The organism is Sphingobacterium gobiense, from assembly GCF_002980575.1.
Classification (GTDB): domain Bacteria; phylum Bacteroidota; class Bacteroidia; order Sphingobacteriales; family Sphingobacteriaceae; genus Sphingobacterium; species Sphingobacterium gobiense.
The window spans coordinates 952,723-963,397 of the sequence record NZ_PVBS01000001.1 but is presented as its reverse complement, the minus strand read 5'-3'; the positions used below and the strand labels follow the sequence as shown (position 1 = coordinate 963,397).

Here is a 10,675-nt window from a genome sequence, read left to right as displayed (position 1 = left end):
ATTCGTTGACTGTTTTACTGTCTGATTAAAACGAAAATCCTGTCGATAATTTATAGAAAGAATCTTTTGCTTGTAACCCATTTTTTACTTCCGGCCCGGCGGATAACCGAACAAAACTGCCAAACTTACCAGCATTGAATTGGACGTACGGTCCCAACCATTGGAAATAATCCAATTCGCCCCCGACATCGTCTTTTGTCCTTTTCAGATGTTCGAAATGCGCTCCGAACGAAAATGCGTCGCTTACTTTATATCCCGCGTTTACCCAATAGTGCAAGTAGGCCAAGGTAGAGCCATCTTCGGGCGCTTTATCTCTAAGTGGAGCATAATAGCCTGCATAGATCTCACTTTCAAAGTTTGGAATATCTACGTTAAAGAATAGGTTAGGTACAATCCCGTCTCCTGCAATTCCACCAAGCTGGCCATCAGCTGCTCCTTTAGATAACAGGTTACCGAATGTAAAACCTAAATTAGGGTTTAAGGTGATCCCTTCTGCGAGGTACCAATTGACACCACCCCCGAACTCAGTCCAGTTACCCCAAGCGCCAGCAGTCCCTGCTCCCCAGAAAATTCCGTAAACCGATGCCCCGACTTTCTCCGAAAATTTGTATTCCATGGCAACGCTAGGCGCAACGCCAAAAAATTGATCAGAAGTAACCCCAAGGGAGAAAGTTGTCTCGCTTTCTTGAGCATTTGCAGAGAATCCGATGATAGTTACGGTTATAACTGCTGCTAATTTGTAGATTTTTTTCATTTTTTTCATAAAAAATGGATTAGGTTGTTTTAAAAATGTAATTATATCAGCAAAACTATACAAATATTTTAATATTGCAATAGTTTTTTGATTAAAAACATAATTTAATTCATTTTTTATTAATGAAAGTGTTGTTATGTGTTTATCTTTTTTAAAATTATATCATTTTCGAATCCTTTTGATAGCATATATGTGTATAATTTTCTTTTTTCAGCAAAAGAAATAGTTTGTAAGGGTTTTTTTATTCTCTTTTGTATGGTTTCTTCTATTTTTTTGTGATATTCCTCTTCGTTAATCCCTTTCAGAGCTAAACTGATAAGCGGTTCGGAGACATTTTTGGCTTTTAGATGCTGTTTTATTTTAATTTTTCCCCAGCCTTTCATGCGAAATTTTCCTGAAGTATATGCTTTTGCGAATCGCTCTTCGTTAAGAAAATTGTCTTCGATAAGCTGCACGATAATATTTTCTACCTCTTCTTGGTGAAGACCCCATTCATATAATTTGTTTCGCACTTCCTGCTGAGCACGTTCTTGATAGGCACAGTAGTTTTCCGCTTTTCCTTTAGCCTGCAGCGGGGTTAGTATTTTTTTCTGCTTCCTGATTTCGTCCATCCTGCAAACCTAAATAATTTCGTTTTTATATACTAGATAATAGTATTGTTGAAAATATTGATGAAATTTGTCCTTTACAATTTATCATGTACACACTCGTATCTATTCTTCCTCATATCCATAGCAAACGACACCTGCTTCGCAATGCGGAACAACTGATCTATGATTTGGCCTATGACAGCCGTAAAATAAGAAATGCCCCACACAGTCTTTTTTTTGCGTTGAAGAATGTGCGTGATGGGCATACTTTTATTCCAGATGCCTATCACAAAGGTGTTCGTGCTTTCGTTGTATCGCGCGATGATATCGATACAACATTATATCCAGAAGCTAATTTCTTTTGGGTAAAGGATGTCTTGAAAGCAATGCAAGAACTTGCGCGTTACCATCGTCGGCAATTTCGAAAACCTATTATCGGAATTACAGGTAGCAACGGTAAAACCATGGTAAAAGAATGGCTCGCCCAGCTATTGCAGGAAGATAAAAAAGTTTATCAGAGCCCCAAAAGCTACAACTCGCAATTAGGAGTCGCGCTATCGCTATGGAATCTTTCAGAAGATTATGACTGTGCGATTATCGAAGCGGGGATTAGCCAACCGGATGAAATGGATCAGTTGGAGGAAATGATACATCCGGATATAGGTATTATGACCAATATTGGAGTAGCACATGCCGAGGGATTTGCTAGCAAGACATTGAAGATAACAGAGAAATTAAAACTCTTTAAGCATACCAGAGATGTGATCTTCCCTTCGCGATATGGCTTTGGGAAATACCTGTCCAGTGAAACAAGGACATTTACTTTTGGAGAGCACGATGTGGATGACGTGCGGGTATTGCGTATAGAAGAAAGAAAGGAGGGGAATTCATCTATTCAGGTGATTTATAGAAAGGAGAAGGTAACCTTTACCGTACCTTTTGTGGATAAAGCGTCGATAGAAAACGTGCTTATCTGCTTTACTACACTTTTGTTTTTGGGTTATTCGCTGAATGCGATCATCCACAAGCTAGGGCGGCTACGCCCCCTAGAGATGCGTTTGCAACTAAAGACAGGACGGTATAATTGTTCCATTATTGATGACACTTATTCAAATGATCTGGCGTCTTTACAAATTGCTTTGGATTTTTTACACCAACAGCAACAACATAAAAAGAAGACGCTCATTCTTTCTGATATGGATGGTCTTAATGATCATCTTGAAGCAAAGCTTCTTTCGGTCTTGAGACAGCAAAATCTTCATCGGATAATTATGGTAGGTAAATCCTTACATCGCTTACAGGATAAACTGGATACACTGCTGTTGTCTTTTGATTCCACGGAAGAACTGGTACGAAACTTGGGGAATATTGCCTTTGAAAACGAAACTATTCTTATCAAGGGAAGCAGAAGATATCACTTGGAAGATGTAAGCAAATTGCTGGTTGCTAAATCACATGAAACCGTTTTGGAAATTAACCTTAGCGCATTAGAGCATAATCTACAGATGTATCGTTCAATGTTACCGCCGAACGTCAAGTTGATGGTCATGGTTAAGGCATTTTCTTACGGGAGCGGTAGTTATGAAGTGGCCAACCTGCTGCAGTTTAATAAGGTAGATTATTTAACCGTTGCATTTGCTGATGAAGGAGTAGAACTACGACAGCATGGTATCGACTTACCCATTATGGTGTTGAGTCCAGACGAGCAGGCGTTCGAGAGTTTATTATCCTCCCAGTTGGAGCCGGAAATATATAGCTTTCGAATTATAAAGGCCTTGATAGACTTTCTACGAATTCGTAAACAGAAAGCTTTTTCTATCCATATTAAAATTGATACCGGTATGCATCGCCTAGGTTTTCTACCCGATGAACTGGAAGAATTGGCAACGCTATTATCTACAGCTCCGGAAATTAAAGTTAAGACAGTATTTTCGCATTTGGTTTCTTCAGGCAACAGACAGCATGATGATTTCACGATACAACAGATTACAATGTTTTCATCAAGCGTAGATAAGCTAGAAGCGATATTAGGTTATAAAGTCGTTCGTCATATCGCAAATACCTCTGGTATTGTCAATTGGCCATCTGCCTATATGGATATGGTCCGTTTGGGGATAGGGCTGTACGGGGTGGATATGAATAAAAAGATGACGCTGGAAAAAGTAAGCGAATTAAAAACCACCATTACGCAAATTAAAGAGCTGCCTGCTGGAGCAACGGTCGGTTATGACAGAAAAGGACTGCTGCACCGACCGAGCCGTATCGCCACGGTGAAAATAGGATATGCCGATGGTTACAGCAGACGTTTTGGTGAAGGTGTAGGAGAGATGTCTATCAATGGGCAGCGGGTAAGGACTGTCGGCTCGATTTGTATGGATATGTGTATGCTTGACGTTACGGATGTTGCGGCACAAGAATTAGATGAGGTTGTCGTGTTTCCTGACTGGATCGAGGCAGCAGCACGTATCGGTACGATTCCCTATGAGTTGTTAGTAAATATAGCTGCCAGAGTAAAACGTATATATTTTTACGGTTAGAAAAACAGGAAATAATGAGAAGAGTATCACAAAAACTATTGTATTATTTAATAAAGGGCACATTAGTTGCACTTCCGGTTGCGGGAGCGGTATTTTTAATCGTGTGGGTAGTAGCATCCTTAGATAATGCTTTAAATCTAACAATCCACTTTTTAGAAGACGAACAGGGACATCCGTTATATATCCCCGGCATCGGGATATTGACGGTACTCTTTATACTGATTTTGGTTGGGATCATTTTCACAACCTTCGTTACGGAGCCTATACGTGCTTGGTTGAAACGAACCATTGACAAGATCCCGTTATTCAATACGCTTTACTCGTCAATAAAGGATTTTACGGAGGCCTTTGTCGGTGATGCGAAGAAGTTTAACGAGCCGGTACTAGTATTGGTAAATGAAACTGGACTGAAGAAAATCGGCTTTTTAACCCAGCGCGACTTGAGTAAAATCGGAATGCCAGATGAAGTTATAGTTTACTTTCCGTACTCTTATTCTGTTGCTGGACAAGTTGTTGTGGTAAAATCGTCGAATGTGCAACGGTTGGATATGACGGCTACAGACGCTATGAAACTCGTGGTTTCGGGTGGTGTGAGTGGTATTGAATAGCAGCTTTACGATTTATTCTTTTTCCGCAAGTATCTGTACAGTTCTAGTTGAGATCGGAATTGTGCTTCGTTGTCCCGCACGTATTTATTCTCCAATTTATTGTTCAGGATACGTGCTTTCACATTGTCTTTCAGTTGAATGTGCAGCATCTCGATGAGCTCATGTTTTATTTTTTTGTTGGTAATTAGTACAGCGGCTTCCACGCGGTAGTCCAGGTTACGGGGCATCCAGTCAGCCGAAGAAATATAAACGAGTTCTTTTCCTGCTGCATAAAAGTACATCGCTCGGGCGTGCTCCAGATACTCATCGACTATACTGACGGTGTGGAGTGGGCTTTTGAACTTTTTTTGGTTGACGGCGCAGTAGATACCGCGCACGATCATCTGGATCTTCACCCCCGCATTGGCTGCTTCGTACATTTTGCGGATGAGTATCTTATCGCTTAACGAATTGACCTTGATAATTATATGCGCTTCATTACCAGCTTTAGCTTCGGCAATTTCACAGTCGATTAATTTCAAAAACGTTTCGCGCATCGTTGTCGGGCAGACCAGAAGATTTTTGCATGGTTTGAGACTTTCGGTGAGTTCAGCTTTCGGTTTCTTCAACGCAGCAAAAATTTTGTTAATATCCGCCATGATAGCGCGGTTGCTAGTCATAAAACAGTGGTCCCCATAGATCTTTGCCGTTTTCTCGTTGATATTTCCCGTACTGACAAACCCATACTGCAGTGTTTTATTGTTCATCCTTTTTTTTATGATACATAGTTTAGCATGCACCTTTTTATCCGGTATACCTAGCAGCACCTTGACACCTTCCATCTCAAACCGTTCTTTCCACATCAGGTTGTGCTCTTCGTCAAAACGAGCGCGTAACTCCAGCATAACGGTCACGTGTTTGCCATTTCTGGCGGCATTAATCAGGGCGTTAGCTACTTTGGAATTTTCGGCCATTCGATATATGGTGACGTAAATCGACTGCACGTGCGGATCCATCGCTGCTTCACGTAGTAGATCAATGATCGGATTAAAGGTATGATAAGGAAAGGATAGCAGCACGTCCTTTTTCACCAGTACGTCACTCACTCTCTGGCGGCCTGCGAAATCCGGATGGTCAAAGGAACTGCGTTCGACATTGGGTTTTTCCGATCTGAATATTTTCGGGAAATCCATGAAATGCTTGAAGTTATGGATCTTCTGCCCCGGAATAATACTGTCTTTTTTCGACAGGTTCAATTTTTTGATTAAGAAAGTGACAAGTGACGAATCCATATCCTTATCGAATACAAAACGCGTTGGTTTACCCTTACGACGGTTTTTGATGCCCTTCTCAATTTTCTCCACCAACGTCGTGTTGATATCATTGTCAATATCAAACTCCGCATCTTTTGTGATCTTGAAGGCGTGTGCTTTGAAAGTATCAAACCCGAAATACGAAAAGATATAAGGCAGGTTGAACTTGATGACATCTTCCAAGAGAATAACGTGCTTTTGGTCTTTTGGTGAGGGAAGCAATACGAACCGACCGTTATTTCGAGTAGGGTTTTCGATAATCGCAAACTGTGTTTCATACACCCAATCAGTCTTACGCATAGCAATACCGAGATAGAGACTTTTATCCCTTAGGTAGGGCATCGGACGCGATTCATCCAACATTAATGGAATGACGTTGGATTCTACTTCATCTTCATAATAGCGTCGCACAAATTCCCGTTGCGTCGCACTAAGCTCTTCTGGAGCTTTAATAAAGACCTTCTCCTTCGCCATCTCCGACTGTACCCGTAACCATATCTGGTCGAACTGCGTTTGAAGTTCGATAACCGATTCATTGATCTTATCCAGAATATATTGTGGGTTTTCGAAGAAAAACTCTTTGGATTCTTTTTCGTCCAAAACCAATGCCCTCTTTAATCCGGCCACCCTTACACGAAAAAATTCATCCAAGTTGTTCGAGAAAATGCCCAAAAACTTGATCCGTTCGGAAAGTGGTACGCTCTCGTCAGCAGCCTCCTGCAACACGCGACCATTGAAACTTAACCAGCTGATATCACGCGGAATAAACCTATTTATCATTTTTTTCTTTGCCACTATTTGATAGCTTTTAAATATACCTCCGTAATGTGTCTTAAATATAATGAAAATATGAAGAAGATGTTAATGAGCAATAGCGACGGAAGTTTAACCCAATAAAAAAATGATATTTTTATCGAAAATAATCGATTGAATATCAATCTGATAAATATGTGTATATTGTACAATAAGCTGAAAATCAGTTTTTTAATTTGTTTTGCTTATGTAGTTTTGTGCCGTGAATTACTCATCAAAACGAACAACTATATATTATGGCATTCAAAACATTAGGTCAATTCATCATTGAAAAGCAAGCAGATTTTCCGTACGCGAAAGGAGAGCTTTCGCGATTGTTGCGTGACATTGGTATTGCAGCTAAGATTATTAACCGAGAGGTCAACAAAGCTGGTCTTGTTGATATATTGGGGGAAAATGGCGATCACAATGTACAGGGCGAAGCGCAGAAAAAACTTGACGTGTATGCAGATGAACAGTTTATTGAAGCTTTGACTCGAGGCGGCGAATGTTGTTATATCGCTTCGGAAGAGCATGAGGAATGTATCGAAATATCGGTAAAAAACTTGGCAAGTAATGGCAAATACATGGTTTGTATGGATCCGCTTGATGGGTCAGCAAATATTGATTTGAATGTGTCTGTTGGGTCTATCTTTTCGATCTATCGAAGAAAGATACTTGATGTACCCGTGTCTGAAGAAGAAATACTCCAATATGGTCATGAACAAATTGCTGCAGGATATGTAATTTACGGTTCCTCGACGATGCTGGTTTATACAACTGGCAAAGGCGTGAACGGTTTTACATTGGATCCATCTATCGGAGAGTTCTGTTTGTCGCATCCGGATATGAAAGTTCCGGTAGATGGAAAATCTTACTCCGTAAATGAGGGGAATTACTTGAAATTTCCGCAATATATCAAAGATTATATTAAGTATTGCCAAGAAGAGGACAGTGATACATTCAGACCTTACACTTCCCGCTATATAGGTTCGATGGTGGCCGATATCCACCGTACGCTGATTACTGGAGGCGTGTTTCTCTATCCCGAAACCTCCAGTTATCCGAATGGTAAACTACGTCTACTTTATGAATGTAATCCGATGGCGTTTATTATCGAGCAAGCGGGGGGAAAAGCCGTTTCCGGTACAGAAAGAGTACTAGGGATTAAACCCCTCAGCCTGCATCAACGGACACCGATTGTTATCGGAAGCAAAAATATGGTGAATAAGGTGCTTAGCTTTATGGACAAAGCTCAGGAAAGCATCGGCATCTGAGATAAAATATTTACTTTTTCAGGATAGCGTTCTGCATATTGCAGGACAATCTGTTGCATATAAAAATTACTGATGCATTTATCTTTATAAGAAACGATATCTTCTACATTGGACCATTGTTGAACAAACGCGACAAACCCAAAGGCGTAGAGTTTATCCTCTTTAAAGTAGACGTAACTATTTTCCTCTTCATTCCGTCCTCTGTCGATAAGTAGGAATGAACGTTTGCGATGATGCAGTTGTTGAAATATGCTATCAATGATTCGATTATGCTCTTCAATTGACGGAAGAATTTTTACGGGTACCTTTCGGTCTTCGCGTGTCTCCGTAGACGGAGAATAGAACGTGCAAAGTGTTGGATCGAAATTAAATTCTTCCAACAGATTGGTCAGGAATAGATTGGCTTCTTGCGCTGTTTCGAAATAGCGCATGTTATTTGGGTGACTGACTGCCTTGGTTATAGCCAATCTACGATAGCCCCGGATATCCTCGTAATGTATAAGCACAAATTTTGGTTCGTATCGTTTCATCGCCCGGTTATGGGCAGGCCAATGTCTTTTTATCATTTGACATTCCATAAGGAGCGCCATTAGCTCCGTACCGGATTCTTCGAAATCTATCGTTGCGATTTCATTTATAAATTGTTGCCGTCTGAGACCCGTGTTGATACCTCCGAAATGACTTAAAACACGCTTGCGTATATTAATAGCCTTTCCGACATAAATAATCTTTCCTTTCTTATTCCGAAAAATATATATCCCAGCGGTTTCAGGTAACCGTTGGAATTGTGCTAGCGAAAGATGTGTGGGCAATCGGTGTTCGGTATTCTTGTGTAAGCTCTCCTGCAAATACTGGTTTTTATCCTGTGCAATAAGTTGGGAAAAGAGTTCGGCAGTGGCTTCGGCATCACCTAGGGCCCGATGTCGTGCGGTAATCTTGATGTCGCGTATTTTGCAGATGTTCCCTAAGCTGTAGGAGCGGTGTCCGGGAAAGATTTTTCTGGATAGCCGAACAGTACAGAGTTTTGTCGCTTGCCAGTCATAGCCTGCTTGCTTTAATTCTTTTGCTAGAAACGAATAATCGAAATTGACATTGTGCGCCACAAAAACCTTGCCTTGTAATAAATGGTATACATCTTCGGCGATTTCGTCGAAAGTAGGTGCATTCTCTAACATGTCCGGTGTAATACCTGTCAGCGTCTGTATAGCGAAAGGGATAGGGCATTGCGGATTAACAAGGCTTTGATACCGGTCAGTGATCTTTTTACCGTTATGTATCAAAATCGCAACCTCTGTAATACGGTTCCCCTCGGCGTGACTACCCGTGGTTTCAATATCGACAATGGCAAAGTATTTTTGTTTATTCACTTTGCAATATTACTAATTTAATTAGTAACCCCAAAGCTGTTGATGTTAATTAATTGCTTTATCAATTAAGTCTCGAATCGCTACAGAAGCAATGGCTCCACCAAATGCAGCGGGTAGATAGGACATAGTTCCATAAGCAGATTTTTTAAAATTACTACCATCCGTGTACAATAAAGATTTTTTATTGGGAAGCTCCGTGGAAAAGGCTACTTTAACGCCATCACGAATGCCGTGTTTGCGAAGTTTCTTTCGGATGTGTTGGGCCAGTTTACAGTTGTATGATTTGCTGATGTCGGCAATACGGATTTTAGTGGGATCGACCTTTCCGCCAGCACCCATTGAGCTGACAAAAGGAATCTTTGCTTCTAATGCCTGTCGGATAAAAAATAACTTTGGTGTAATACTATCAATCGCCTCTACACAATAGTCGGGATTTGACGCTAAAAGTGTTGGGATTTTTTCTGGTATAATAAAATCTTCGACAACGTGAAGTTCCAGCTCAGGATTAATGGCTAATAAACGATCTTTCATGATCTGTGCTTTGGGTTCGCCATGATTAGTGGCAAGCGCAGGCAATTGCCGATTTCGATTAGATGGATCGACGGTGTCGCCATCGATGATGGTCATTTTACCTACTCCTGCGCGGCAGATAAATTCGGCAGCAAATGACCCTACACCTCCCAAACCGAGAACCATTACGTGTGAATTTGCAAGTTTTTCTAGTGCCTTACGACCCGTTAAAGCTTCTGTTCTTGATAACCAAGATAAATCTTTCATTTAAATAACCGTTTCAATTATCCTATAGGATAGTTAAACATATGCATAAAGTTTTTGTACAACTGTTCTTTCAAGTATGGTAACTCAATTCTTCGAACGCGGCAAAAATAAGCATAAATATCAACGATATTGATAGATTTATCGTCCGTTTCCAATAAAATTTTGTCCAGCGGTACGTGCTGGATAAGTTCGTCTTTGTCCCCAGGAAGGAGCGCACTACCTAGGCTCAGGAAATGACCGTGAAGGAGAATTTGAGTTGCCAACGCTGTTTTTTTTTCGAAACCATGGAAGATAACGGGAACACGCACTTTTTCTTCGTGAAGTATTCGTAAGCATTCCTGATACGCTCGGACACAATGGATAATCAAAGGCTTTTGGATGTTATTGGCAAAGCGGATTTGTTTACGAAAGATAGCTTCTTGTAAGGACCACGTTGTGTCACATAGTTTATCGAGTCCGCATTCGCCAATCGCTAAAACTTGTTGCTTTTTTCCATATTGGTGTAGCGCATCCAATTGTGCCTTGGCATTCTGTTCGATATACCAAGGGTGTATACCAAGTGAGCAGGGATAGGGGAACAAGTAATTCTTGGAAATAATAACGTTGGGAAGCGAAAAGATTCGTGCGGTTGGCGCAAGTGTGCAATGGGTATGTATGTTGATATAAGGCGATGACATACTC

General features: G+C 40.8%; 9 protein-coding genes. 3 read left to right on the top strand and 6 right to left on the bottom strand.

Annotated elements, in window-relative coordinates; translation table 11 throughout:
• Window positions 1-25: 25 nt before the first annotated feature.
• Window positions 26-754 (bottom strand): DUF6733 family protein, encoded by a 729-nt coding sequence (locus C5749_RS04320; protein ID WP_105725209.1) that lies wholly within the window; start codon window positions 752-754, stop codon window positions 26-28.
• 134 nt (window positions 755-888) lie between these two features.
• Window positions 889-1,365, bottom strand: coding sequence for a regulatory protein RecX (locus tag C5749_RS04315; protein WP_105723324.1), 477 nt, complete (start codon window positions 1,363-1,365; stop codon window positions 889-891).
• A gap of 86 nt (window positions 1,366-1,451) precedes the next feature.
• Between C5749_RS04315 and C5749_RS04310 the strand changes: the two genes are divergently transcribed.
• Together C5749_RS04310 and C5749_RS04305 are read left to right on the top strand one after the other, a co-directional pair.
• Window positions 1,452-3,881 (top strand): bifunctional UDP-N-acetylmuramoyl-tripeptide:D-alanyl-D-alanine ligase/alanine racemase, encoded by a 2,430-nt coding sequence (locus C5749_RS04310; protein ID WP_105723322.1) that lies wholly within the window; start codon window positions 1,452-1,454, stop codon window positions 3,879-3,881.
• A 14-nt stretch (window positions 3,882-3,895) separates the two neighbouring features.
• Complete coding sequence (locus C5749_RS04305; RefSeq protein WP_105723320.1) at window positions 3,896-4,489, top strand: DUF502 domain-containing protein; 594 nt, start codon at window positions 3,896-3,898, stop codon at window positions 4,487-4,489.
• Window positions 4,490-4,494: 5 nt separating this feature from the next.
• Here the strand turns inward: C5749_RS04305 and ppk1 are convergent, their stop codons facing one another.
• Window positions 4,495-6,561, bottom strand: coding sequence for a polyphosphate kinase 1 (gene ppk1, locus C5749_RS04300; protein WP_105723318.1), 2,067 nt, complete (start codon window positions 6,559-6,561; stop codon window positions 4,495-4,497).
• Between the two features lie 266 nt (window positions 6,562-6,827).
• On the opposite strand from ppk1, the gene fbp reads away from it, so the two are divergent.
• A complete protein-coding gene (gene fbp, locus C5749_RS04295) occupies window positions 6,828-7,850 on the top strand; it encodes a class 1 fructose-bisphosphatase (protein ID WP_105723316.1) in 1,023 nt (340 codons plus the stop codon).
• Here fbp and C5749_RS04290 read toward each other — a convergent pair.
• From C5749_RS04290 to C5749_RS04280, 3 genes are read right to left on the bottom strand one after another with little or no spacing between them, the layout of a single operon-like run.
• Window positions 7,829-9,217, bottom strand: a complete 1,389-nt coding sequence (locus C5749_RS04290) for an exonuclease domain-containing protein (RefSeq protein ID WP_105723314.1) — start codon at window positions 9,215-9,217, stop codon at window positions 7,829-7,831. The two genes, fbp and C5749_RS04290, sit on opposite strands and share 22 nt — an antisense overlap.
• A 45-nt stretch (window positions 9,218-9,262) precedes the next feature.
• Complete coding sequence (locus tag C5749_RS04285) at window positions 9,263-9,994, bottom strand: tRNA threonylcarbamoyladenosine dehydratase (RefSeq protein WP_105723312.1); 732 nt, start codon at window positions 9,992-9,994, stop codon at window positions 9,263-9,265.
• A gap of 17 nt (window positions 9,995-10,011) precedes the next feature.
• On the bottom strand, window positions 10,012-10,671 hold the full coding sequence (locus C5749_RS04280) for a TatD family hydrolase (RefSeq protein WP_105723310.1): 660 nt from the start codon (window positions 10,669-10,671) through the stop codon (window positions 10,012-10,014).
• Between the last annotated feature and the right edge of the window lie 4 nt (window positions 10,672-10,675).

Excerpts from the sequence above, each read along its gene's own strand:
- C5749_RS04320 (WP_105725209.1), bottom strand. The coding sequence starts at position 754 with ATGAAAAAAATCTACAAATTAGCAGCAGTTATAACCGTAACTATCATC.
- C5749_RS04310 (WP_105723322.1), top strand. The coding sequence starts at position 1,452 with ATGTACACACTCGTATCTATTCTTCCTCATATCCATAGCAAACGACAC.
- C5749_RS04305 (WP_105723320.1), top strand. The coding sequence starts at position 3,896 with ATGAGAAGAGTATCACAAAAACTATTGTATTATTTAATAAAGGGCACA.
- C5749_RS04285 (WP_105723312.1), bottom strand. The coding sequence starts at position 9,994 with ATGAAAGATTTATCTTGGTTATCAAGAACAGAAGCTTTAACGGGTCGT.
- ppk1 (WP_105723318.1), bottom strand. The coding sequence starts at position 6,561 with ATGATAAATAGGTTTATTCCGCGTGATATCAGCTGGTTAAGTTTCAAT.
- C5749_RS04315 (WP_105723324.1), bottom strand. The coding sequence starts at position 1,365 with ATGGACGAAATCAGGAAGCAGAAAAAAATACTAACCCCGCTGCAGGCT.
- C5749_RS04280 (WP_105723310.1), bottom strand. The coding sequence starts at position 10,671 with ATGTCATCGCCTTATATCAACATACATACCCATTGCACACTTGCGCCA.